The 24,073-nt window shown below is 61.3% G+C and carries 23 protein-coding genes and 1 riboswitch; of the genes, 8 read left to right on the top strand and 15 right to left on the bottom strand.

The genetic code is table 11. The features are described 5' to 3' along the window. The first annotated feature begins 1 nt into the window (after window position 1). Complete coding sequence (locus tag J2887_RS17510; protein WP_227172429.1) at window positions 2-406, top strand: DUF6165 family protein; 405 nt, start codon at window positions 2-4, stop codon at window positions 404-406. Between the two features lie 46 nt (window positions 407-452). Here the strand turns inward: J2887_RS17510 and J2887_RS17505 are convergent, their stop codons facing one another. Next, window positions 453-1,526, bottom strand: coding sequence for a glycosyltransferase family 9 protein (locus J2887_RS17505; protein ID WP_227172428.1), 1,074 nt, complete (start codon window positions 1,524-1,526; stop codon window positions 453-455). A gap of 133 nt (window positions 1,527-1,659) precedes the next feature. Here J2887_RS17505 and J2887_RS17500 point away from each other — a divergent pair, with 133 nt between their 5' ends. Beyond that, the gene (locus tag J2887_RS17500; RefSeq protein ID WP_227172427.1) at window positions 1,660-2,397 is read left to right on the top strand and encodes a 3-deoxy-D-manno-octulosonic acid kinase; all 738 of its coding nucleotides are present in this window, start codon (window positions 1,660-1,662) and stop codon (window positions 2,395-2,397) included. Between the two features lie 73 nt (window positions 2,398-2,470). Next, complete coding sequence (locus tag J2887_RS17495; protein WP_227172426.1) at window positions 2,471-3,826, top strand: O-antigen ligase family protein; 1,356 nt, start codon at window positions 2,471-2,473, stop codon at window positions 3,824-3,826. Here J2887_RS17495 and J2887_RS17490 read toward each other — a convergent pair. The 9 genes from J2887_RS17490 to J2887_RS17450 form a co-directional block, all read right to left on the bottom strand. Next, window positions 3,789-4,583 (bottom strand): glycosyltransferase family 25 protein, encoded by a 795-nt coding sequence (locus tag J2887_RS17490; protein WP_227172425.1) that lies wholly within the window; start codon window positions 4,581-4,583, stop codon window positions 3,789-3,791. The two genes, J2887_RS17495 and J2887_RS17490, sit on opposite strands and share 38 nt — an antisense overlap. Before the next feature lie 59 nt (window positions 4,584-4,642). Further along, window positions 4,643-5,332: a sulfotransferase family protein gene (locus tag J2887_RS17485; protein WP_227172424.1), complete on the bottom strand. Its 690-nt coding sequence runs from the start codon at window positions 5,330-5,332 to the stop codon at window positions 4,643-4,645. A gap of 29 nt (window positions 5,333-5,361) precedes the next feature. After that, window positions 5,362-6,288, bottom strand: coding sequence for a glycosyltransferase family 2 protein (locus J2887_RS17480; RefSeq protein ID WP_227172423.1), 927 nt, complete (start codon window positions 6,286-6,288; stop codon window positions 5,362-5,364). Window positions 6,289-6,440: 152 nt separating this feature from the next. Then, complete coding sequence (locus tag J2887_RS17475) at window positions 6,441-7,196, bottom strand: lipopolysaccharide kinase InaA family protein (protein WP_227172422.1); 756 nt, start codon at window positions 7,194-7,196, stop codon at window positions 6,441-6,443. A 53-nt stretch (window positions 7,197-7,249) separates the two neighbouring features. Beyond that, a complete protein-coding gene (locus tag J2887_RS17470) occupies window positions 7,250-8,350 on the bottom strand; it encodes a glycosyltransferase family 4 protein (protein ID WP_227172421.1) in 1,101 nt (366 codons plus the stop codon). Further along, entirely contained in the window at window positions 8,347-9,510 is a 1,164-nt protein-coding gene (locus tag J2887_RS17465) for a glycosyltransferase (RefSeq protein WP_227172420.1), read from the bottom strand. The genes J2887_RS17470 and J2887_RS17465 overlap by 4 nt, the downstream gene beginning before the upstream one ends. A 6-nt stretch (window positions 9,511-9,516) precedes the next feature. Continuing rightward, window positions 9,517-10,371 carry a glycosyltransferase family 2 protein gene (locus J2887_RS17460; RefSeq protein ID WP_227172419.1) on the bottom strand — a complete coding sequence of 285 codons (855 nt, stop codon included), beginning with the start codon at window positions 10,369-10,371 and terminating at the stop codon, window positions 9,517-9,519. A 112-nt stretch (window positions 10,372-10,483) separates the two neighbouring features. Further along, a complete protein-coding gene (locus J2887_RS17455; RefSeq protein WP_227172415.1) occupies window positions 10,484-11,389 on the bottom strand; it encodes a lysophospholipid acyltransferase family protein in 906 nt (301 codons plus the stop codon). Between the two features lie 311 nt (window positions 11,390-11,700). Next, window positions 11,701-12,369 carry a YrbL family protein gene (locus J2887_RS17450; RefSeq protein ID WP_227172411.1) on the bottom strand — a complete coding sequence of 223 codons (669 nt, stop codon included), beginning with the start codon at window positions 12,367-12,369 and terminating at the stop codon, window positions 11,701-11,703. Window positions 12,370-12,580: 211 nt separating this feature from the next. Between J2887_RS17450 and J2887_RS17445 the strand changes: the two genes are divergently transcribed. Next, on the top strand, window positions 12,581-13,264 hold the full coding sequence (locus tag J2887_RS17445; RefSeq protein ID WP_227172408.1) for an SGNH/GDSL hydrolase family protein: 684 nt from the start codon (window positions 12,581-12,583) through the stop codon (window positions 13,262-13,264). Window positions 13,265-13,375: 111 nt separating this feature from the next. On the opposite strand, the gene J2887_RS17440 is transcribed toward J2887_RS17445, so the two are convergent. From J2887_RS17440 to lpxL, 4 genes are read right to left on the bottom strand one after another with little or no spacing between them, the layout of a single operon-like run. After that, entirely contained in the window at window positions 13,376-14,419 is a 1,044-nt protein-coding gene (locus tag J2887_RS17440) for a glycosyltransferase (protein ID WP_227172405.1), read from the bottom strand. A gap of 2 nt (window positions 14,420-14,421) precedes the next feature. Next, on the bottom strand, window positions 14,422-15,534 hold the full coding sequence (locus tag J2887_RS17435; protein ID WP_227172403.1) for a glycosyltransferase family 4 protein: 1,113 nt from the start codon (window positions 15,532-15,534) through the stop codon (window positions 14,422-14,424). After that, on the bottom strand, window positions 15,531-16,469 hold the full coding sequence (locus tag J2887_RS17430) for a mitochondrial fission ELM1 family protein (protein ID WP_227172401.1): 939 nt from the start codon (window positions 16,467-16,469) through the stop codon (window positions 15,531-15,533). Before J2887_RS17430 ends, J2887_RS17435 begins: the two co-directional genes overlap by 4 nt. After that, window positions 16,466-17,419: an LpxL/LpxP family Kdo(2)-lipid IV(A) lauroyl/palmitoleoyl acyltransferase gene (gene lpxL, locus J2887_RS17425; protein ID WP_227172398.1), complete on the bottom strand. Its 954-nt coding sequence runs from the start codon at window positions 17,417-17,419 to the stop codon at window positions 16,466-16,468. Before lpxL ends, J2887_RS17430 begins: the two co-directional genes overlap by 4 nt. Before the next feature lie 214 nt (window positions 17,420-17,633). On the opposite strand from lpxL, the gene waaA reads away from it, so the two are divergent. Further along, window positions 17,634-18,914, top strand: coding sequence for a lipid IV(A) 3-deoxy-D-manno-octulosonic acid transferase (waaA, locus tag J2887_RS17420; RefSeq protein WP_227172395.1), 1,281 nt, complete (start codon window positions 17,634-17,636; stop codon window positions 18,912-18,914). A 118-nt stretch (window positions 18,915-19,032) separates the two neighbouring features. Here the strand turns inward: waaA and J2887_RS17415 are convergent, their stop codons facing one another. After that, window positions 19,033-20,397 carry a TolC family outer membrane protein gene (locus J2887_RS17415; RefSeq protein ID WP_227172391.1) on the bottom strand — a complete coding sequence of 455 codons (1,365 nt, stop codon included), beginning with the start codon at window positions 20,395-20,397 and terminating at the stop codon, window positions 19,033-19,035. 161 nt (window positions 20,398-20,558) lie between these two features. Then, window positions 20,559-20,668, top strand: a riboswitch (TPP riboswitch). Between the two features lie 80 nt (window positions 20,669-20,748). On the opposite strand from J2887_RS17415, the gene thiC reads away from it, so the two are divergent. From thiC to J2887_RS17400, 3 genes are all read left to right on the top strand, one after another. Further along, window positions 20,749-22,626, top strand: coding sequence for a phosphomethylpyrimidine synthase ThiC (thiC, locus tag J2887_RS17410; protein WP_227172387.1), 1,878 nt, complete (start codon window positions 20,749-20,751; stop codon window positions 22,624-22,626). A 126-nt stretch (window positions 22,627-22,752) separates the two neighbouring features. Next, window positions 22,753-23,385 (top strand): NUDIX domain-containing protein, encoded by a 633-nt coding sequence (locus J2887_RS17405; RefSeq protein ID WP_227172385.1) that lies wholly within the window; start codon window positions 22,753-22,755, stop codon window positions 23,383-23,385. A 1-nt stretch (window position 23,386) separates the two neighbouring features. Continuing rightward, window positions 23,387-23,872, top strand: a complete 486-nt coding sequence (locus J2887_RS17400; RefSeq protein ID WP_227172382.1) for a DUF1249 domain-containing protein — start codon at window positions 23,387-23,389, stop codon at window positions 23,870-23,872. Window positions 23,873-24,073: the final 201 nt, after the last annotated feature.

Below are 24,073 nucleotides of genomic sequence, written 5' to 3'. Positions count from 1 at the left end.
CATGACTGATGTAATCAAGGTGCCGGTCTCCTTCGGCGAGGTTCTCGACAAGATCACCATTCTGGAGATCAAGTCCGAGCGCATTGCGGATGAGACCAAGGTCAAGAACGTGCGGCTGGAGCTGGAAGAGCTGAGCCGGACCTGGGACGAAGCGGTTGCTGACCAGGCCGCCATCGCCGAGTTGCGGCAGCAGCTTAAAATGGTGAATGAGCAGCTGTGGGAAATCGAGGATGACATCCGTGACCAGGAGGCGGCCCAGGATTTCGGCGACCGCTTCATCGAACTGGCGCGGGCGGTCTACGTCACCAACGACAAGCGTGCCGCGATCAAGAAAGACATCAACCTGGCTCTGGGCTCGCGGTTTGTGGAAGAAAAGTCCTACCAGGACTACACCGCCCGTAGCTGATCAGCCCTGACAGTGACCGCCGGAGCCAGCTCCGGCGGCACTCCTCTTACGACGCCTCGGGGGCTTTGGCGTAGGGCTTTCCGGGCCCCTGAAAACGCTCTGCCATCCAGCGGTCAAGTGTGGCCGTGACGTCCTCGACGGTGATCAGATCCATTGCCCCTTCATATTCGGTCTTGGTGCCCCAGCGCACCTGCTCCACCGTTTTGCCGCAGTTCTGCTCCAGCGCCTGGGGGTAGCGGTCAACGCACCACGCCAGAGACTGGTAGGGGCCGGAGCGTTGTGGGTTACTGCCTGCGTAGAGTCCAAGCACATCGGTGCCCACCGCGCTGGCGATATGGGCTGGGCCGGTATCCGGCGCAACCAGCAAGTCGGCATGACTGAGCAGCGCCGTCAGTTGCTTCAAGGTGTCCTGGCCGCAGATATTGTGAGGACGTTCTTTCATCGCGGCTGCAATCTGCTCGCACATGGCCTTTTCAAAGGGAGCCGGGCTGCCCACCAAAATCACATTGGCGTTGTGGTGCTGGATGGCGTAATCCGCCAGGGCGGCGTATCGCTCGGCTGACCAGTTTCGGAGAATGTGGCTGGCGCAGGGACTGATCACCAGGTTGACCCGGTCGTGGGCCAGCTGGTCGTGGGCAAAGGCATGATCCTCATCACTGAGGGAGAACGCCCATCTGGGCGGCGCCGGCTGTAACCCCAGAGGCTCCAGGAAGCTCGCCAGGCAGTCGCGTACGTGCTGTTTGGGAGTGGCGGGAATGCGACGGTTGATAAATAAGCTGTGGAGGTCCTTGCTGCGGGCCCTGTCATAACCGATCTTGATGTCCGCCGGGATGCAGGCGGCAACCAGGTTGGCACGAAACGCCACCTGCATGTGCAGCAGGGCGTCGAAACGGCGGCCTTTGAGCTGTTGGCGCAGATCGCTGTAGGCCTGACGCCCCGCCTTCTTGTCGAACACGATAAATTCAACGCCCGGCAGGTCGCCGACCAGACGGGCCTCGATTTTGCCGATGATCCAGGTGATCTGAATGCCCGGGCATTGTTCCTGCAAGCTGAGGACGACGGGAACCACATGGGTCACGTCACCAATGGCGGACAGGCGGAGTATGCAAATGGACTTCATAGACAGTGGGTTCCGTGCTGGCCTGGCCCGCGCTGTGGCGGCGGCCCAGGGTTCGTTGCTAAACTGGGCGCCATTTTAACGCACTCCCGAAAAGGCGTCCCGGACCGTTCGGGCATTTATACCTGTGAGCACCATGACCCGAAACGACTCGTCGCCTGCGCGAGAAATCCAGCTGCCTGATCAGCGCGCGGCGATACTGGCCCGCGCTGACGTGGCGCAGCAGATCACGACCGACTGGTTTGATCCTGATTTCTGGGAAGACCAGGCCCGCCCGGTGAGTACCGGCGGGCGTGGTGGTGCCTGGTTTGTCCATCATGCTGGTGAGGACTGGGTGTTGCGGCATTACCGCCGGGGTGGTTTGCCGGCCAAACTGTCCAGGCGCAGCTATCTGTATTCCTCGCAGCGGCAGGCCCGCTCGTTTGCCGAGTTCCAGTTGCTGATGGCGTTGCAGGTTCGGGGCTTACCGGTTCCTGAGCCGGTGGCCGCGCTCTGCCAGCGGCGCTCCTCCTGGCTCTATCAGGCCGCTATCCTGATTCGGCGTATTCCCGGGGCGGTGCCGCTGCCAGCCAGTCCCCGCTACCGTGAGGAGGCGCTCTGGGCTCAGGTCGGTGCCACGATTCGCCGGTTCCATGATGCTGGCCTGGATCATGTCGATCTCAATGTCGACAACATTTTGGTGTCCGGCGAACGGGTCTACCTGATCGACTTCGATCGCTGCCGCCTGCGACAGAAATCCGGTGGCGGCTGGCAGGCAAACAATATCCGCAGGCTTCGGCGATCCGTCGAGAAGCGATGCCGGGATCTCTCTGAGGAAGATCGGAGAGGGCTCTGGCAGGCTCTGACCGAAGCCTACGCCTCTGACTGTTCATAATTGCAGCTCCTGGCCTGCCATCCGGTGGTCATGGATATCCCGGAGTGACGAGTGCGCGGTGACTGATAAAGGTATGAGTAAGATGCTGTCCAGTGAGCTGTGGCACAATCCTCTGGCACCCCGTTTGCCGCGCTGGTTGGGTTGGCTTTTTGTGGTAGCCGCCTTTGGTTACGCACTGGTTTTGTTTACACCCCTCGAGCGCCCCAAACTGATTGATATTACCTTCCTGGCCATAGGGCTGGTGGGGTTCGTCCGTTACAGCCCGCTGGCCCGTGGAGGCGGGGCACCCTGGTTGCTGGGGCTTGTCACCCTGCAACTGGTCATTACCTGGGCCTTGCTGATGCTGGATTTTCCCGATCTCGCCCGCAGCGGCCCCACGCTTGAGGACTTCCTCGACAAGTTCCTATTCCTGTTCCTGGCACTGGCGCTCGCCGGCCAACGCCGATGGGTGGCGGCGCTGTTGGGGAGCGCCGCGGTGCTGATACTGCTGATGCCCTGGGTACTTGGCAACGGCTGGGCCGACTTTCGCCTCGGCCTGGCGGGAGGCCGTGTCGGTTTTGGTCTGAATCCCATCCGCACGGCCCTCTACTTCTCGGTCGTGATGTTGGGACTGATGGCCTTTGTCAGGCCTCTGGTCGCCTCTCCAACGTTTTCCTGGCTGCGCCTGGGGTTATGGGTTGGGTTGATGGCCTACGCTGCTGTGCTCATCTTGATGACACAAACCCGGGGCGTGCTGCTGGCTCTGGTGCTGATGCTGGCGGCTATGGCCGTTCTGACCCTGCGGAGTCTGCCTCGCTTGCGGCGATTGCCTCTCCGCTACTGGCTGGGTGGGCTGTGTCTGCTGGTTGCGATTGGGGTGGTGGTGGTCCAGTCCGGGCTGCTGGGTAGCAACGTTCAGCGGTTTCAGTCGGAAGCGGGCGTGATTGATGCAGTTACCTCCGGCGATGAGGGGCTCGAGATACCGAACAGCAGTTGGGGATTGCGGGTCCAGTTCTGGCAGCTGGGGATAGAGCGCATAGCCGAACGGCCAGTGGCCGGCTGGGGCTATCGCTCGGCCCGTTACTTTCTGGAGCAGGCGGCTCAGGAGTCACCACAATTCCGCGGCTATCGGCAGCTTCACAACTCTTACCTTGAGGCTGGTATCAGCTACGGCGTGGGTGGCATGCTGCTTCTCGTCGGCCTGTTCGGCTGGGTGCTCTGGCGTTGCCGCGTGGCCTATCATGGCGGCGGCATGGAGATTGGTTTCTATCTGTTCTCGGTGACCAGTATTGGGTTCGTCATGTGCTGTTCACTGGTCTATGGCCTGCTGTTCAGTGACGACCATGGCCTGAACCTTTACACCCTGGTGATGGGGTGTGCGTTGTCCATGTCCTATGCCGGGAAGAGGAGGGCTAATGACGCCGGGGAAGCAGCTGCTGATAGCCCTTGAGTCGGCACATCAGGGCGCCCCATTTCCGCTTCAGTCGCTGCAGGCGATGGGCCAGCCAGTTCAGGAACGACGGTTTTCGGACTGAACCGGCGGTGTTGAACAGTGCCCGCTCCTGCTCCAGATGGCTGTTGTCCAGATCTTCCGGGTGCGCTAACAGGTTGGCGAAGTAAATGTCGATGTTGGTGTGGCGAAAGAAGCTGCCCCAAGCATCCGCCAGTTTCAGGTGTTCGGCGTGGGCGTCCAGAATACGGCGGGCGCTCGACCGGGTCACCGCGTAGCAGCAGGTCCGGAAGACGTAAGCATGGGAATAGCGGGCAAGGCGGAACAGCCCCGGCGTTTCCGTGGCTTTGCCGAACAGAAATTTGCGCGCTGGCATGCCCTCCTGGCCACCGCAGATCAGCACACCGTTCTCCGGCAGCTCAGGCAACAGTGCGAGAGTGGCGTTGAGGTCTTCATCGGTGCCAATAATGTCATCCTCAACAATCAGGGCTGCGCGGGCGCCTGAATCGAGGAACTGCTCAAGGGCCTGAATGTGGCTCAATGAACAACCGACCTCCCCTGGCAGCATCAGCCGATGCCCCTGTTTCATGGCCCCGAACGCCAGCCTGAAGAACTCCCTTGCGGGCAGCTCTCGACCATCGACGGCACTGATGCGCCGGAACTGTTGGTGGTGGCTGGGCAGCATTGTCGCCAGCTGCTCTCGGCGCTGATGATCCTTGTCCAGTGATACCAGATAGATAGGCAGGGCGTTGGGCATGGTCCTGGGGCTCGTGTGCTGGATCTCAGGCATCGCGGGTCCGTTGGTGCATTCAGTGCTTACAGGGTAGCGTCGTCATACTGCAGGGCCTGGAAGTCGCGCTGGTAGAACTCGCGGACGGCCTGACGGACCTCCGGGTTCTGGTAGTAATCCGATACCGTGCGGGATCTCTGGCTGGGGTTCTTCTGCTCCAGGGTGGCGGAAACGCCAGCGATGGCAGCCAGGTATGAAAAGTCTTTATCGAGGTTCTCATAGCGGCCGACAAAGTCCACCGCCAGGCTGCTGCCGATGTACAGAAAATCGGTCTGACGGCGGAAATGCACGTGGTTCTGCACCGCAGGGTCGTGGCGTAGCCCATTCAGCACGAAGTCATCGAAATCGGAGAACCTGTCCATTGTGCGCTGCTTGAACATCAGGTCGTAGGAGTTGTTGCCGCCCCGACACAGGTACTCGTAGGCAGACACCAGGCGATCGTAGGGGTTGCGTACGAACGTAAACCGGTACTTGGAATAGAAGTGGGCGCCACCGAAGATCTGGAGATACTTTTTCGCCGTGGTATGGCCCATGCCGGCAGAGCGGCCAAACAGGGACGCTATGACAGCCGTGCCGGCCGCTTTGGGCACGTGTACGAACAGCATATCGCGTTCGTTGAACGGCTGGTTTCGGAACGAGTTCCGCAAGCGGCGGTGATAGCGGTATCTCAGCCAGTGCTTCAGTTGCAGTTTCAATTTCAGTATTCGATCAGTCATGTCTGGGTCCTTTCCCGGCACGGCGAGTGTCAGAGGAATCCGCTCAGCTGTTTGATCTGAGGTCTGAAACGCCGCTGCAAAGCCCATAAAAACTGCCGTCTGCGGCCCCTTTGTGACCCGGGCGTAATGTGACATAGCCGTCGGTTGATGGCGATGGCTTCATCGTAGTAGCCGGCGGCCCAGAGTCGTTTTGCCACCCGGCCCATGAAGCGTTCGGCCAGGACCGGATGCTTATCCAGAAAGGTCTGATGGCGTTGGAGCACGGTGAGATCGGACTCGGCTCCAACCCTGCGATGGCCTTCGTTACTGAGGCGGGAGCCATCATGAATCCGGAAGAACAGGTTGGCCGAGGGGCAAGGGAATCCCACAACGCCCGCTGCCAGCAAGCGGAACATCAGATCCCGGTCCTCGGTCATGGTAAGTTGCTCATCAAAACCACCGGCTGCCAGGAATGCCTCCCGGTTGAAGGCCATGCCTGAACAGGTGACGTCCATCAGGCTGGCCCAGTCCTGAGGAGAGGGTGGGTGATCTGTTGGCACTGCTGGCAGAAGGACCGGAACCCGTTTGCCTTTGCGTTCGAACACCTTGGTTTTGCCTGACCAGATAAAGGCGGTCGGCTTGCAGGCACCCTCGAGGAAGGCCGTTATATGCTCCAGAAAATCGTCAGCCAGCCAGTCATCGTCATCCAGAAATACTAGCCAGTCGCTGCGGGCGGCCCGGGCACCGGCATTGCGGGCCGCTGAAACCCCCAGGCTGTTTTCGTGGCGAACATGTCGGAAGCGCTCGCTGCCGGGGAGCCGGTCCGCCACGGCAACATCACTGCCATCGTCCACGATCACCACCTCGGCAGCCGCCCGGGTCTGGGCAAGGATAGAGTCCAGAGCCTGCTTCAGGTACTGATCCCGATTCTTGGTGGTGACAATGACGGAAAACTGGTGGGGGCGCTGCTGCGACATGCGACGGTTCAACGGTTGAGGGATCGGGAGGTGAGCAACGTGACGGCGACTGCCCAGCCGCGCTCAAATCAATGAGGCGCAATTATACCGCCTTCCCCCAGTCGGAGACAGGGCGATATGGACTGAGAATTGCTCTGCTGATGCGGAATCGGTTACGGCTTGGTAACGTCGGTCATGCTCAGTAAACGGGTGTGTGCGCGCCTGACGTATCGGCGTTGGAGGCGGTGAAAGCGCCAGAGGATGAAGGCTTGCGCCAGCTGGGAATGGGAGCTCTGCTGCCAGTATGCGGCAAGCAGGGAGGCCATCTGCGCGCTGCTGAGACCAAAGTGGTACTGCAACAAAGCAAACTCCTTGCCGATACTTGTCCAGTACAGGGCATTGGCGGAGCGGTAATGACGGGCGCGGCCGAAGTCGATGAACCACAGGGTCTGATAGGTATTTTCCTCCAGCAGAAAATTGTCCGGGCTGGCGTCCTGGGTGATGATGCCGCGCCGGTGAAAGCTGGCAAGCAGGTGACCGATCTTTTCCAGCAATGGCTGATTGATGTCCGTGATTGGTGATCCCGGCACCATGCTACGGGCGTACAGAATCGACTGCTTGCCCCAGTGATTGCGGAACTGGATGAAGCCGCTGGTGTTTGGCACGGGGAGCCCCGCCAGCTCCCGCAGAGCGCCATCTTCGCGTTGCCAGACCCGTCGCATATCGTTGCGGCCCGGGGCATTGGCGTACCGTTTGAGGATAAAGCCATTCGGAGTGCGGAATACCTCCCGCAATGTCCTGTAGACCCAGCGTCGCTTGATCAGCTCGACATCTTCAATCTGGCCTGGATGGTCGATTGCCCCTATGTCGGACAGGAATCGAATCTCCTCAGGCGACCAGTCCGGTGGACTGGGCTGGAGGTCGTTCACAGCGCTCTCTCTCGTAGTTTGGTAGCGTCTTTATATTGTCATTTCCCGCCAATTCAAGACTCAGGCGGTAAAACGTCCAAGTAAGCCATGATGGTGTTATCGACAAAGCATCGCGCTGAGAAGTTCTGATCCAGCCGGGTTCGGGCGTTGCGGCCCAATTGTCGTCTCAGGGCCGGGTCGGCGGCGAGCCGATCCCAGGCCCGGGCCAGCGGTTCAGCTTGGTTGGCGGGAACGGCGAGGGCGGATGAGCCGTGTTCCACCAGTTCGGTCGGTCCGGGAATATCCGTGATGATGATCGGCAGTGAGAGGGCCATGGCTTCCTTGACGGAGCGGGGCAGGCCCTCCTGGAGCGATGGCTGGACATACAGATCGGCCTGGGCCAGCCATTGGACGGCGTCGATCTGCTCTCCCATCAGGTAAATGCGCTCCCGGTTTGGCCCCTGCTTGGCAAGATTGGCGGCCTCTTGACTGAAGTTGCCCAGCACCACCAGCACGCTGTTCAGGTCGGACACTTGGTGAAAAGCCTGGATCAGAACCTCCAGCCCTTTATGGGGACGGCCCTTGCTGTTGCCCATAAACAGCCCCACAAAGTGCTGTTTGGGGTCGACCGGAAAGGCGTCTGGCAGCGGTGCCCGGGGATCGACCCAATTGGCGTCAAAGCCCTTGTAGTTGAGCCGCAGTCGGGATTCTTCTACCACCGTTTTCATGTAATCGTATACCGACCGGCTGACACACAGAATCAGCTTGACCTTCGGATGCAGAATGCCCAGCCAGTAGGTGGGATCGCTCTTGCGAATCCGTGCACTGGTGCCGCGGTAGCCAATCAGACGCACGCCGGTGAAGTAACTCGCCCAGATCGCATTGGCCAGCGAGGTGGAATCGGTGGCATGGATCAGGTTGATGTTATGTTGGCGAATGATGCCACGGATCTGCCGGATGAAGAGCGGGTCAAGTTTGCCGCGCCTTCGCCGCGGCTCGATGAGCAGGTCCTGCTCTTGCAGGAACTGACGCTGATGATCGCCTTGTGGCTGACAGATAACCTTCAGGGTCAGACCGAGCTCGTGGAGACGGCGAATCAAATCAAACTCGGCTGCATCGAGCCTCGTTTTGATGAACAGTAGACGTAGATGGCCCAGCTGAGGGGACGGCATCATGGTGTTGTTGCTCCCTCCGCCGGGTCGGCAAGCATGCGATCAACGATAACTGATGGCTGGAAGTCCGCCAGCCAGCTTGGTTTTACCTCAATAGGCAGTTGTGCCAGGGTTTTCCGGATCAGATCCGCGAGGGCGTCGGCATTCATCGGGCAGAGATAGGCTTCAAGGTCGCCCTTGAAGACATCGCGAATCCCGCCCGGACAGTCGACGGAAATGACCGGTGTACCGCAGGCCAATGCCTCGGTGAGCACAATGCCCAGTCCTTCAAACTCAGACGACAGCACAAACAGGTCGGCGCGGGCCATCCAGGCGTAGGGATTGGTCTGCTGGCCGGCGAACAGCACCCGGTCGGCAATGCCCAGGCTCTGTGCCTGTTGTTCCAGCGCCTGGCGACAGGGACCTTCACCGACAATCACCAGTTTATGCGCCGGCAGGGCTTTGGCGTAGGCCTCCAGCAGTCGTGAATGGCCCTTCTGGGGCACCAGGCGTGCGACGTTGAGGATAAAGGGCCCGTCGGGTATGGCCGGCAACGGCTCTGAGGCTCGCTGGCGAATCTGCTGTTCCGGACAGGGGTTGGTAATAACCCGTAGGCTCAGGGGCTCGATCCCACCCTGGCTGAAGGCGGCTTCAGCGGAGGCTTTGACCCCGGACGACACGCACACCAGGTGACGTTGATCAAACACCAGCTTCCATTCCAGCCGTTTTTGCCAGGCCGGACGGTCGTGGTGAATCACGTTCTCGAGCACGTAGATGTTGCGTGGGTCCCGGAACGACCAGAAATACTTGAAGGTACCCAGGCCACGGAAAACGATCCGGTCGAATCGACCGTGCTGCTTTTCCAGTTGGCGGATACGACGTTTCAGCAGCCAGCCGGTAAGCCAGCCGGTCCAGATGAAGTGGGACTTGGGGAGCAGGACGCCGAGCAGCAGCCGTGAAAGTAGGAACACCGGGGTGCCGATTACCGATTTCAGCAGGGCCTGGAACTGGTCAAACTGGTGCAGCTGTACTTCAGGGGTTGAAGGTACGAGGTCCCTCGGCCGTCGACGGCAGGTGATCAGGTGGCTGTCGTGGCCGGCGTCGGCGAACGCGTCCGCCAGGTTGACAGCTACCCGTTCCATACCGCCCATCTTGAGGCTGTGAATGATGACCAGGGTTCGCATGGTGGACTATTGGCCCTTGGGTTGTTCGTTGGTGCCCGCGGCCGGTGGTTCGATACCGTGTTGCGCCCAGGTGATGCGTTGCTGTTTCACCGCCTTGCGGATGGCGCGATTACGGGCCCAGATCTCAGGCTTGGAGTAACCACGGGCGTGATCCAGGTGCAGGCATACTGTGCTGTAGCGGATCTGGATGGATTTGTGGCCGTAGTTCCACAGCCGCTCTCCCAGTTCCCGATCCAGACCACCGTACTGCATGTCTTCATTGAAACCATTCACTGCTCGCAGGTCTTCGGTCCAGGTGGAGCTGTTCATGCCGTTCCAGCTCGCCGCTGCCGGTGTCACCCAGTTCATGAAGTCCCGAAATCGCTGGGAGTCGGCCAGTTTCCAGAGCTTGTGGTTCTTGGGTTGGCCGTGTTGCACCAGCCAGTCGGCACGGAATATTTCACCAGAGCGGATGTGATCTTCCCCGATCAACTCCGAGACCGGCATGGTGAGCTTGATATAACCGCCTGACAGGAAATGACCTGGCCGGGCGAGACGCACATGGGTCGCGATGAAGTCCGGTTCAGGAATGCAGTCACCGTCGGTGAAGATCAAATAGTCACAGTCGGTCTCACGAATGGCCTTGTTGAGGATCTGGCATTTGCGAAAGCCCTGGTCCTCGTGCCAGACATGGTCGATGGTCAGACGGCCCCTGGTTCGGAAGGTCTCGATCACCTGGCGGGTGTCGTCGGTGGAGCCGTCGTCGGCGATGATCACCCGGAAATCCGGGGTGGACTGGACCTCATAGCCCATCAGGACCTTGCTGAGCCAGAGCGGGGAATTGTAGGTGGTGATCACCACACCGGGATTTTGCGGGTGCATGGTTTCTGCCTGACAGTGAATTGCGGGGCGCCGAACAGGGCGCCAGGCGGATTATACAGGGTTACGGTGCCTCGTGTGTGGGCCGCTTCTTACCGGCTTGAGGAGCCGGCTGTCAGCAAACCTTGTGGGGCCGGTATGGATTGACCTCGCCGCTAGGACGGTGACGTAGCCGTTTGTATTCCCACTGGTACTGCTCCGGTACCCGGCGCACTGACTGCTCGATTGAACGGTTCAGGGCGGTGGTGGCCATGACCGGGTCGGCATCGGCCAGCCCGGCTTCAACGTCACGGATGACCAGCCGGAAGCCACGGCCGTCCGGCAAGCGTTCGGCGTAGGTCAGCAGGGCGCGGGCCCCGGTCTTTTGCATCAGCTTGCTGACCAGGGTCATGGTCCGCACCTCAACGCCGAAGAAGGGCGCCATGGCACGACCCTGGCCACGGGGTGACTGATCCGGCAGGATGCCGGCGATGCCCCCTTGACGCAGCAGTGCGGTCATCCGGGCAAGGCCGCGACGATCGCCCCGCACCAGTTCCGAGCCCAGGCGTCCCCGGACCTGAATCATGTAGTCCTCGAATTCCGGCAGGTGTGGCGGGCTGTACAGTGCCGCCATCTGGTAACGGGACGAGAAGTACAGGCCCGCCAGCTCCCAGTTGCCCAGGTGTGGTGCCAGAAGGATCAGCCCCTCACCGTTGGCCTGGGCGTCAGCCAACAGATGTTCACCTTCAATCTCGGTGATCAGCGACAGACAGCGTTCCACTGGCCATTCCCACATCAGCGGAATTTCCATCAGCGTGGCGCCGGTCTGCTGCAGACTGACGCGGCCCAGCGCCTGGCGCTCCTGGTCACTAAGCTCGGGCAGGCACATGGCCAGATTGATCTCGGTGACACGGCGGGATTCCGTGCGGCACACCCAGCCCAGCCAACCCAGGGTCATGCCAATCCGCTGTGCCAGGCGCAGCGGCAGCTTACCGGCGAGTTTCAGTAGCGTAATGAGCAATGAGGTTTTGGTGATGGCCACGGTGGCGAGAATCCCGGTTTGCAAGGAAACAGTAGCCGGGCAAGCTACCACTTACGCAGGGGCCCGGCAAGCGTGTCTGGGCCAGGACTGGGCGGCGAACTGACCGAACCGGACATGAGTGTCTCGTCTGGTTAATTCGTTAACTTACTGCTTGTCTCAGAGTCCTCAGAGGCAAGCCCTTCGGGAGCCACTGACAACCCGAACAGCGTCGTTGTACTGTCTCGATTTGGAGCCACCAAACCGTCACCAGTACGCCTAGCTCTTCGGGTTGTCAGTGGCTCAGTAAGTCAATGAATTAACCAGACGGGACACTAGCTGTTTTCAGCGTCCTGCCAGCGAGTCGGGCGACCGGCCAGTTCCCACTGGATGCGGCGGTGAAACCGCTGAAGTTTGCGTTCCAGATAGCGTTGACGCAGTGCCGGTATCGTTGCCAGATGGTGTTGCAGTGTGGGTGCACCGAGGCCATCCACCAGCAGCAGCTCCTGGCGGCCGCTGCGATCGGTCACCACCAGATTGTGAGGCAACAGGTTGCGGGTCAGGATGCCGTAGCGCATTAACCATTGCTGGAAGCGGTCGCAGGCCTCGATCAGCGTCGGTTGCCACTGGCCCTGGGCCAACAGGGTTTCGAGGGTTGGTGCCGGCTGGCCGTCAGCGGTTCTCACCAGTTCGCTGGCGTTAGCCGGCCCCAGGCTGGTGTCGACGGTGCCGTCGAAGCGGGGCAGGTGCTGCCAGACCGTGGATGCCTGGCCTACGCTCAGAAGGTGGCGAATGGCCGGCTGTTGATGGGCCCTGATTTCCTGGCGGTTGTCATCCAGGCGGCTTCGTCCCAGCAGTTTTTTTGCCAGCGGCTGACGCTGGAAGCGCCGTTCAATGTTGGCCGGGATCAGCACCTTGAGGCAGATATCCGGCTGGTCGGGATGTTGGTAGCAGTGGCGGTTGTAGCCGGCGGCAAAGGGCGTGTGCCCGGTCAGATCGATCATGGTGTTGGTGCGTGAGCTCGGTGGTGTGCTGGGACAGAGATGGTACCCTATCACGTCGGCGACTCCGGTGATGATTGTGCCGGTTTCCACGTCCGGGAATCAGGCATCCCTGCCGCAAGCCGGAGCTTTGCCGACGCTCCCGGTGGTGGTTGGACAAGGTGATGGCCTGATGGGGGATAGGATGGGGTGATAGATAGGAGCACAGTACCCAATGACACGACGCTGCATTGCCTACGGAGACTGCAATACCGAAGGTCTGCGGGAGGCGCCGCTGGCGCTGTGGCCGGAACGGGTTGCCATAGGCCTTGGCCTCACCCTGACCAATTGCGGCCACACCATGAGCACCACCCGGGAGCTGGGCCGGTACGCCATCAGCCACCCTCCACAGGGCTGCGATCTGGCTATGGTGCAGTACGGTCTGGTGGATTCCTGGCTGACCTTCCGGGGTGCTCCCTACGTGTTGTACTACCCGGATAACCCGCTGCGCAAGCTCGCCCGCAAGCTGGTCAAGAAGCTCAAGAAGCGGGCGCGTCAGTGGCACTGGCATGAGCGTCTGGGCGCGGTCGAGCAGGTGCCTGAGGCGGAGTATCGCCAGCGCCTGGAAGCGCTGGTGCAATCTGCACCGCAGACCCCGTTTGTGCTGGTCGACACCGCTCCCAATATGGACCTGCCCCGGAACCCCAGAATCCAGCGTTACAACGCCATTCTTGCGGAGGTGGCGGCCAGTTATGACCACGTGGTTTATGTGGCCACCTACGATCTCCTCTGGCAACAGCGGCAACAGGCGTTGATGGCGGATGGCACCCATCTGACAGCTATTGGTCATCAACTGGTGGCCGAGCAGGTGCTGGCGTCGCTGGCAACCGCGCAAACGTTTCCCGGTTCAAGCGCTTAACCACTGCCCTGTTTGAAGCTGCTCACCCGTTCAATGCCGCTTGCCGGTTCCAGCCGGTTCGAACGAGTGCTACGAAGTTTTAGGCGGTTCCCTCCAGCTCAAACAAGCAGCTCAAACAAGCATCTCGAAATAGTAGCGCTCGGTCTCGCGGACCATGGCCTCCAGGGTGAAGGTCTGACGAGACTGCCGCATGCTTTGCTGTTGGTGCTGTCGCAAGCCTTGCCGGTGCTGCCAGTGGTGCTGGAGCAGGGCAGCCAGCTCATCGGTGGTGGTGCCCGTGCTAAGGGCGTCGGTAGGCAATAGCGCCGGTGCGATCCCGACCGGCGTCGACAGCACCGGGCAGCCCGCCATCAACGCCTCGGCGATGACGTAGCCAAAGCCTTCCCGGGAGGAGCTCACCACACAGGCATCCGCTGCCCGATACCAGGGGCTCAGGTTGTGTTCCCGACCCGGCAGCAGGACCCGTGACGTCATACCGAGGGTTGTTATCAGGCGTTCCAGGACGGGGCGCTGCGAGCCCTCGCCAAGGATCACCAGTAAGCCCGGTGCGCCCTGTCGTGTCAGCTGCGCCCAGGCCTGAATCAGCCGGTCAAACTGTTTGACCGGTTCCAGCCGCCCTGCCGCAAGCAGCAGTGGACGGGTGGCGGGAATGGCAAGACCGGGAGGGCCCGGCGGTGGGTTGGGCAGGCCGTTGTAGATGCGCCGGACCCGGTTCTCGGGCAGGGCCCGAGCGAGTGCATCGTTGACGGCAATCACGCCGTCGAGATTCTGGAAGGCGCTCATCGACGACTTGTGACCATGCACCGTGCCGATCAGCCGTGGGTGGGGGACATTCCCGGGCCACAATCGCAGGCCATGGCGGCACAGTTGGGCGGCCTTGTTGCCCTGGGCATGGCAAATCTGGGGTTGTAGGGTCAGTAACCGCTTTCGCAGCAACCACCACAGTCGCGGGTGGCGACGTCCCAGCTGGGTCGGGACTGGCAGGAACTCGGCGACCGTCTGAAACTCCGCACGGTAGTCCGGGTGGGCCAGCACGGTGACCCGATGTCCACGTTGGCTCAGACCGGCACACAGGTCCGCGGTGTGCTGCTCCATGCCGCCCCAGGTGGTGCCGGGGGTAGCGACGACCTGGGCAATCTGCAGTGGGCTGGCCATGGTCAGCGACCGCGCTGGCTTGCCAGCAGTTGCTGATAGATAGCGATTGTGGTCGAGGTTTGCGCCGATAGTCGAAACCGTTCCGGAAGCTGGATGCTGTGGGACGTCCGTTGTGTCAGCTCCATAGCCCGCTCGGCAAAACTGCGCAGGTCGTCCGGTGGTACCAGGCCGTCTGGGAAGCAGGCTTTCAGGGTTTCCGCTGCGCCGCCGCGATCAAAGGCGACCACCGGCGTACCGGCGGCCAGCGCTTCGGTGACCGTGCGGCCGAAGGGCTCCGGTTTGGTGGACATGTGACAGACCAGGGTGGCAATGCGATAGAGCTCGGCAATATCGGAGCGCTGCCCCAGGAAACTGATGTCACTGTCCAGCCCGAGCTCAGTGCAGTGGGTTTCCAGTTCCCGCATAAACCGTTGCTTGCCGGCCTCCGGGCCGCCCACGATAACGCCGTGGAAACGGCTGTCCCGGCGCACCAGGTCAGCGATGACATCGAGGAACAGCAGCTGGCCTTTCCAGCGGGAGATCCGCCCTGGCATCAAAATCAGCTGTTTACCCACCAGGTGAGGGTAGGTCTGGAAGAAGCGTTGTTGCCATTGTGGGTCAGGTGTTGGCCCGCTGAACGCATCCACATCGACTCCGCGCTGGATCACCGTCAGTTTGGCCGGGTCCACCGGGTAGTGGTTTAGGACGTAGTCCCGCACGCACTCGGACACCGCAATGATGTGGTCGGCCTTGGCCATGATGGCGGAATAGGGGTTGATCGAGTACATGCCGTGAAAGGTCGACACCAGTGCCGGACGCTGGTCGGCAGGCAGGCCTTTCCAGGCCAGCCGGACGATCCAGGCCGGCATTCGGGAACGGACGTGGACAATGTCCGGCTGCAGCTCTTTCAGCAATTGGCGTACTGGCCGGATCTGACCGAAAGAGGCCAGTGACTTGCGATGTACCGGCATGGTGATGTGCCGGGAACCCTGGCGATGCAGCAGCTCCACCAGCGGACCGCCGGCGGACAGCACGAGGGATTCGTGCCCCTGGCGCACCAGCTCGGCAGCGAACTCCACGGTACCCCGTTCCACGCCGCCACTTTCCAGTGCCGGCAATACCTGCAGAACTCTCATAGTTGACTCCCGAGAACCTCCTGGATCAGCCAGCGTGCGGCGCGATCGGCTTCCCACAGGGGCGGTGGGCGCCGGGGGGAAGATGACATCAGCGTTGCCTGCTGGTCCCAGAGCGTAACATAACCATCTGTCACCAGGGCACCGAGGCCGGCTGCCAGGCGGCTGCCCGGCTTTGCCGTCAAGGAGAACAGCCCGGTTGGCACCCCCGCGGTCAAGGCTTCGAACACCATGGAGTTGCTGTCCGGGGTGACCCAGACCGCCCGCGAACGGGCCAGTTGTTGAGGCACCCAGTCAGCATCTGTCTGTTGGTGGTCGACCCAGGTGATGTGAACGCCTTCCAGCGCGTTCAGGGCATGGCTCAGTGGTGCCGGGGTACGACGGGAGTTGGCCAGGGTCCAGCGCCAGTCCGGGTAACGCTGTATTAGGGTGCGGACCTGGTCGAGAATGGTGTCGCTGTCCCACACAAAGTGTTTCGATGGGCCGCCAATCAACAGCAGCGCTTCGGGTTTGCCGGTAAGCTGGCCCAGGGGGGTTATGGCGTTGAGCGCGCCAAGGGTGGTGAATACCCGTTTACTGGCGGGTACCCGGTCGTGCTGGGGCAGGATCATGGCGTCGACCCAGCGTCGTGGGAACGCCGGCTTCATCAGCACCACCGTGCGGCATCCCGGTTGTCGCCGCAGCGCCAGCAGCAGGCGGTGGGTACCGGAGCCCGCCGCCAGGATCAGGTGCGGGCTGGGGGCGTCAATGTCCGGAGCCCGTGCTCTCAGGGCCTGCCAGAAACTCACTGCGATCTCGGGAGTCGACAGCCAGTAGAGGCTCGCGCCCAGCAACACCTGCAGTCGGCTGGCCAGTCCCCGCAGCTGATTGCGGTGGCCGGGTTTGCCGTCGGTCAGCAGCCAGACCACCGGCGTTTTGGCGGTGGCTGCGGTGGTCATTGTGCGGTTTCCCGGTACAGGTCGGGGTCATTCGGCGATGGCCGGGTCTTGAAGCGGCGATGCATCCACAGGTACTGGTCCGGAAAACGCCGGATTTCCCGCTCAATGGTGAGGTTGGCGAGGGAGGCGTCGGCGAGGTCGTCACCGGACGGGAAGTTCGCCAGCGGTGGATGAAAATAGATGTCGTAACCGACCTCACTGTCGCGCCGAAAGTGGCTGAAAGGCAGCACGGTGCAGCCACTGCGTTCGGCAATGCGGGACGTGGCGGTGATGGTGCCGGCGGGGACGTCAAAAAACGGTGCAAACACTATGCCCTTGCGACCATAGTCCTGATCTGTGGCGTACCAGACAATGCGATTTTGCTTCAGCCGTTTCAGCAGTCCCCGCAGGTCCTTGGCGCCGAGAGCAACGCCGTAGCGGCGCTCCCGGGCCCGGGTCATCACCGCGTTCATCAGTGGGTTGTTGTGGTCCCGCTGCATGACGTCGGCATCGATGAACAGCGACACCAGACTGCCGCCAAGATCGAGCGTGCTGTAGTGGCCGCCCAGTAGCAGGATTCCCTGGCCCCGGGCCAGCGCGGTCTCAACGTGTTCCAGGCCGTGGACCCGGGTGATGGCGCGGAAGCGTTCCGGATTGCGGAACCAGGCCAAGCCAATCTCCATGATGCCAATGCCGTTTGAATGGAAGCTCTTCCTTACCAGCGCTTGCTGCTGCTCCGCCGACAGCTCCGGAAAACACAGGCGAATGTTGGTTTCAGTGATGTGGCGACGACGGGGAAGCAGCCGATAGGCGATTTCGCCCAGCGCCCTGCCCAGTTGCCACTGCCAACTGATGGGCAGCTGTGCCGCCAGCCAGATCAGTCCCACGAGTGCCCAGGTGGGCCACCAGCGAGGTGACAGGTAGTGGCTGTAACGGGTGTCGCGGATTTTCTTTTGGCGTCTGGCTGTCATAGTTCGGCTCATAACAGGGTTGGCCGGAATTCTAACAGGGTCGCCGTTATTGGCTACAGTCAAACGCTTCTCGAGTGATGTGAGGCAAGTCCGGTTCTTTATGATGGACCGGGGCAGGGCGGGTCACAGCCCGGCCATTCCGGTAGAATGCCCGGGCTGTGAACGCCCATTTTGCCGGTTATCGTCCAGGCTGGCCTTTCAGGACAGGATCAACATGCTGCACTTTTTCTACTCCCTGGTTTTTCGCCTGGCCCTGCCATTTGTGCTGGTGAGGCTGTGGTGGAGTGGGCGTGACAACCCCAAGATCCGGCAGCACTGGTTGCAGCGGGTTGGCCTGGTGCAGCGGTTCCGGGAGCCGGTGATCTGGGTTCATGCGGTGTCTGTCGGCGAAACAATCGCTGCGGCGCCGTTGGTGAAGACGCTGTTACGGCGTAATCCCGATGCCACCATCCTGATGACGGCAATGACGGTCACCGGCCTTGAGCGGGCCCAGGCCATCTTCGGCGACCAGGTCAAGTACGCCTATTCCCCCTACGACACGCCAGGTTCGGTGCGACGTTTTGTCGACCGCATCAATCCCCGCGCGCTGGTGATCATGGAAACCGAGCTGTGGCCCAACATGATTGCCCTGACCCGTCGGCGGCAAGTGCCGATTTTCCTGATCAATGCCCGCCTGTCGGAGCGTTCGGCCAGGGGCTACGCCAAGATCGGCTCGCTGGTGACGCCACTGTTGGCCAGCATCCGCTGGATCGCGGCCCAGGCGCAGGACGATGCGGACCGGTTCCTGCGCATCGGCGCCAAGCCGGAAACGGTGTCGGTCACCGGCAGCATCAAGTTTGATGTTGATATTACCGATGTGGTTCGACAACAGGCCCGAGCCCTGCGAACCCGGCTCGGTGAGGATCGGCCGATGTGGATTGCCGCCAGCACCCACGATGGCGAGGATCAGCAGATCCTGGCCGCACATCAGCGGTTGTTGGAGGACGTTCCCAAGGCGCTGCTGGTGATTGTGCCCCGCCATCCCGAGCGTTTTGAGTCGGTTGCCCGACTGATCCAGAGCCAGAGGCTGACGCTGGCGCGCCGTTCCAGGAACGATGACGGCTCGGGTGTCCAGGTTTACCTCGGTGACACCATGGGGGAACTGCTGATGCTGTATGGTGCGGCTGATCTGGCTTTCGTGGGCGGATCGCTGATCGAACGGGGTGGGCATAATCCGCTGGAGCCGGCTGCCTGGGGCATCCCGGTTTTGTCCGGGCCCCATGTGTTCAACTTCGAGACGATTTATGGCCATCTGCAACAGGGTGCAGGATTGTCTGTAGTGGCAGACAGCGAGGCTTTGCACCAGCGGTTGGCCGAATTTATTCGGGAGCCGGCGACCGCACAGCTGGCGGGCCGCAATGCGCTGGCGGTGGTGGATGCGAACCGAGGGGCGTTGAACCGGGTGGTGGATGGCATTATCAGCCGCGCCCAAGAGGAGGGTGCCGGGGCGGCCTGAGCAGCGTGCGAATGGCGTGGGATGCGTTGACGATGGCTGGGCTTCGTAAAAAAACAGAAAAGGGATGCCCGAGAGCATCCCTTTTTGTTGAGCAGAGCTTACTGTTTTCGGGTAGAGCTTACTGCGCCATCGGGTCGTGGGTTTTGTCGTCGTTGGCGAGTGCCTCAATGCCGGGTGCAGTGGCACTGAGCCAGTTATTGAGGTCCATCAGATCCTGTGGGCTCAGAGTGCCGGCGGCCTGCTTGAGGCTCAGGGAGTTGATGACGTAGTCGTAGCGAGCGTTGGCATAGTCACGCAGGGCTACGTAGTAGGCGCGCTCGGCATCTAGTACCTCGACGATGTTACGGGTGCCGACCTCGTAACCGGCCCGGGTCGCGTCCAGGGCACTGCGGCGGGAGACAATGCTCTGCTCCAGCGCAGCGGCGGACTCGATGTTGGTGTTGACGGTACGGAACAGGCTGCGGGTATTCACCCGTACATCCCGCCGCACCGTTTCCAGGCTTTGCTGGGCAACGTCCACCAGCGAGCGTTGCTGACGCACGCCAGCCTCGGTGCCACCGCCCATGTACAGGGGGACGTTCACGGTCAGGCTGATGGATGACTCGGTGGTGGAGCCGTCACGCTGGGGTGTCATGGCGCCGTCCACATCGGCATCGCCATAGGCCGCTTCCAGGTTGACCGTCGGGTAGTGGCCGGCTTTGGCGGTTTTCAGCGTTGACTCGCTGGCATCAAGGTCGTACTGGGCTGACTGGATGCGCCAGTTCTGCTCCAGTGCGGTGCTTTCCCAGTCGGAGGGGTTGCCTGGCTGCGGCCGATTCAGCGGAAAGGTCTGTTCCAGATTCTCCAGGTCTTCGGTGAATTCACCGGTGAGACGGGCCAGTTGCTCACGGGCAATGTCGACGTTGCTCTCAGCGGCGATGCGGGTGCTCTTGGCGGTGTCGTAGCTGGCGCGGGCTTCATAGACTTCGGTGATGGCAATCAGGCCAACATCGAAGCGTTCCTGGGCTTGCTCGTACTGGCGCTGGATGGCGGTTTCGGCGGCCCGGGTTGTGGTCAGGTTGTCGGTGGCCCGCAGGACATTGAAATACGCGGTGGCGACATCCAGCATCAGTTGCTGCTGCGCCAGATTGTACTGGGCTCGGGCCGATTCGCTCTGGAACTGGCTGGCATCGTAGCGGTACCAGTTGTCGGCCCGGAACACCGGCTGGGTCAGTTGCACACCGTAGGACAGGGTACGGGAGCCGTTATCGACGTTGGGACCGTCCTGGTCGGTGTAACCTGCGGAGCCAAAAGCGCCAATCTGTGGCAGCAGGGTACTCTGGCTGACATCCACGTTGGCCTGCTGGGCCTCGTAGGTGGCTCGGGCGGCGGCGATGCCGGAATCGTAGGACAGAGCCTTCTGGTACGTCTCCATCAGATCCACGGACAGTGCCGGCTGCGCCACCAGCAGGCCGATCAGTCCCGAGAGCAGTCGTTTTTTCATGTCATCTCCTGAATCATTATCAACGCCCGGCCAAATCTGTTGAAAGCTCAAATCCTTACAGTGGGTCCTGAACGGGCAGGCGCGGTCATTATGGACAATATTGGGGATGATCTCTACACTTGCAGCGGGCACTCTTTCAAGGGTGTACCGCTACAAAATATCGCGTCTTGACGGGGTGCTGGCCATAGTTACGGCTGGCTGAGATTGCTTGGCAGAACCCGCTGACCTGAACCGGTTAATACCGGCGTAGGGATTCGAGGCAAGATCTTCGCACTGCCCAGGGCTCCGGCCATGGCGGGCAGGCGCCGTCATACGCGACCCAATGACAATCACACAAGCAGGGGCGCTCTGATGACGACGATACCAGATTACCTGAGTGATTCGGCGAAGGTTGATTCCGCCGCCGTGAAGCCACTCCCCAAATCCCGCAAGATTTACGTGGAAGGCAGCCGTTCCGACATCCGGGTGCCAATGCGGGAGATTGAGGTCTCCGATACGCCTACCGAAATGGGTGGCGAAGCCAATCCGCCAGTGGTGGTCTACGACACTTCCGGCCCCTACACCGATCCCGAAGCAACGATCGATCTGCGCAAAGGCCTGGCGCCACTGCGTGCCGGCTGGATTGAAGAGCGTGGTGATGTCGAGCGTCTTGAGGGCTACACCTCCGCCTTTACCCGTCGCCGCATGCAGGACCCACAGCTGGACCCGCTCCGCTTCATGGACGAGCGCAAGCCGCTGCGGGCCAAGCCCGGCCAGAACGTGACCCAGATGCATTATGCCCGCCAGGGCATCGTGACACCGGAGATGGAATACATCGCCATCCGCGAGAACCAGAAGCTGCAGGAGGCCCGGGAAAAAGGCCTGCTGAGGGCCCAGCATCCGGGACAACCCTTGGGAGCTTCGCTGCCGGAGGAAATCACCCCGGAGTTTGTCCGTGACGAAGTGGCCCGTGGCCGTGCCATCATCCCTGCCAACATCAACCATCCGGAAACCGAGCCGATGATCATCGGCCGCAACTTCCTGGTGAAGATCAACGGCAACATCGGCAACTCCGCCGTTACTTCCTCGATTGAAGAAGAGGTGGAGAAGCTGACCTGGGGCATTCGCTGGGGTGCGGACACCATCATGGATCTGTCCACCGGCAAGAACATCCATGAAACCCGGGACTGGATCATCCGTAACTCGCCGGTGCCGATCGGTACCGTGCCGATCTATCAGGCGCTGGAGAAAGTGGGCGGTGTGGCTGAGGACCTGACCTGGGAAATCTTCCGCGACACCCTGATTGAGCAGGCGGAGCAGGGAGTTGACTACTTCACCATCCATGCCGGCGTGCGACTGCACCATGTACCGCTGACCGCCAGCCGGGTTACCGGAATTGTTTCCCGGGGCGGCTCGATCATGGCGAAATGGTGTCTGGCGCATCATCAGGAAAGCTTCCTGTATGAGCACTTCGAGGAAATCTGCGAGATCATGAAGGCCTACGACGTGTCCTTCAGTCTTGGTGATGGCCTGCGTCCCGGCTCTATCGCTGATGCCAACGACGCCGCCCAGTTCGGCGAACTGGAAACCCTGGGTGAGCTGACCAAGATCGCCTGGAAGCACGACGTTCAGGTCATGATCGAAGGCCCCGGCCATGTGCCCATGCACCTGGTGAAGGAGAATATGGACAAGCAGCTGGAGTGCTGTGATGAAGCGCCGTTCTACACCCTGGGGCCGCTGATCACCGACATTGCGCCGGGCTACGACCACATCACCTCTGGCATCGGCGCGGCGATGATCGGCTGGTACGGCTGCGCCATGCTGTGCTACGTCACCCCGAAGGAACACCTGGGCTTGCCCAACAAGGACGATGTCAAGACCGGCATCATCACCTACAAGATCGCTGCCCATGCGGCCGATCTGGCAAAGGGCCATCCTGGTGCCCAGGTGCGTGACAATGCGCTGTCCAAGGCCCGCTTCGAGTTCCGCTGGGAAGACCAGTTCAACCTCGGTCTGGACCCGGACACCGCCCGTGCCTACCACGATGAAACCCTGCCCAAGGACTCCGCCAAGGTGGCGCATTTCTGCTCCATGTGTGGCCCCAAGTTCTGCTCCATGAAGATCTCTCAGGAGGTCCGGGACTACGCTGCTGAGAAGGGCGTCGCTGAAGCTGAGGCGGTCGACGTGGGAATGCAAGAAATGTCCGAGCAGTTCCGGGCCTCGGGTAGCAAGCTTTACGACAAGGTGTAGCTGGCCAAGGTGTAGACCCTGCCTTGCAATGCCGGGCAGGGTCCGGCTATCGTTTGTTTTCAGACAAGACCGGTCTGGCGAAGCCAGGCCGGTCTTTTTCGTCCCCATCGCTCAACAGGTTTGTTCATGTCCCAGCAACAAGGTGCCGGCTCCGCCCGGTTTGGCCAGCAGGATGTTACTGTGGATCGTCGGGAGACGGTCTATCAGGGGTTCTTCCGGATGGATAAACTGTGGCTCAGCCATCCCCGTTTTGATGGCGGCCGGATGCCTCAGTTCACCCGCGAGCTCTTCCTGCGGGGAGATGCCACCTGCGTGCTGCCTTACGATCCCCAGCGGGACGAGGTGGTGTTGCTGGAGCAGTTCCGTGCCGGTGTGATCGGTCGCGACCAGTCGCCCTGGCTGCTGGAACTGGTGGCGGGCATGAACGAGGTGGGAGAAACTCCAGAGCAGGTGGCCCAGCGCGAAGGCGATGAAGAGGCTGGCCTGAGCTTCCAGACACTGGAAAAAATCTGTGAGTATCTGGTGTCCCCCGGTGGCACCGATGAAATGATTCACCTGTTCTGTGGCCGGGTGGACGCCTCCCGTGCGGGCGGGCTCCATGGCATTGCGGCAGAGCACGAGGATATCCGGGTCCATGTCGTGCCTGTGGCCGAGGCGCTGGCCATGGTGGCGGACGGCCGGATCAACAACGCTGCTGCGATCATTGGTCTGCAATGGTTGCAGCTCAATCACCAACGTTTGCGGGAGGCCTGGGCCTGAGATGACCGAGTGGGTAATGAAGCCCAAGCGTTATGTGCCAGACCTGCGGCGACTGGGCGCGCTGGGAGAGGGCAACTATCGGCGCCTGCAGCGTCTGCGCCATCTGGAGCAGGATGAACGCCCGGTGTCGGAGTTCGAGTTGCACCGCGGCGATCTCTATCTGGGCCGGGTACGTATCGAAGTCCTTCAGGCGGCCCGCTACACCGAAACCCTCTACCTGGAGCAGGTCCACAACAGTGGTCGGTGGCTCAACAACCCGCAACTGACGGTGCGGGTATACCACGATGCCAGCCTGGCGGAGGTGATCAGTTGCTACCGTGACCGCCGTATTGCGCCGGTCAACGACTACCCCAATCGCTACATGCATCACCCGGATGAAAAGGTACAGGTCAACAGCTTTCTGGCGGACTGGCTCGATTACTGCCTCAAGTTTGGCCATACGCCGTTTGAGCTCAATCTGGGGCCTGCCAGGCGCGAGGCGCCCTAGATCCTTTAACGCCGGGTTCCTCTCTGGCCTCAGGAGCAGGGTGGCGCTCTGGTGCTTCCGGACGGATCGTATTAGCCTAAAGGCTAAGGCGCTACAGGCGCCACATTGAACAGAATGTGACCGTTATTCAGGAAACTTGCCAATAAAGTCAATAACCTCGGTCTGAAACGTACTGCAAGGTGGTAGTACGCTCTGCCGGAT

Origin of the sequence: Marinobacter sp. CA1, assembly GCF_020546665.1 — a bacterium.
In the GTDB taxonomy this organism is placed as follows: Bacteria; Pseudomonadota; Gammaproteobacteria; order Pseudomonadales; family Oleiphilaceae; genus Marinobacter; species Marinobacter xestospongiae.
This window is presented reverse-complemented; position numbering and strand designations above follow the sequence as displayed.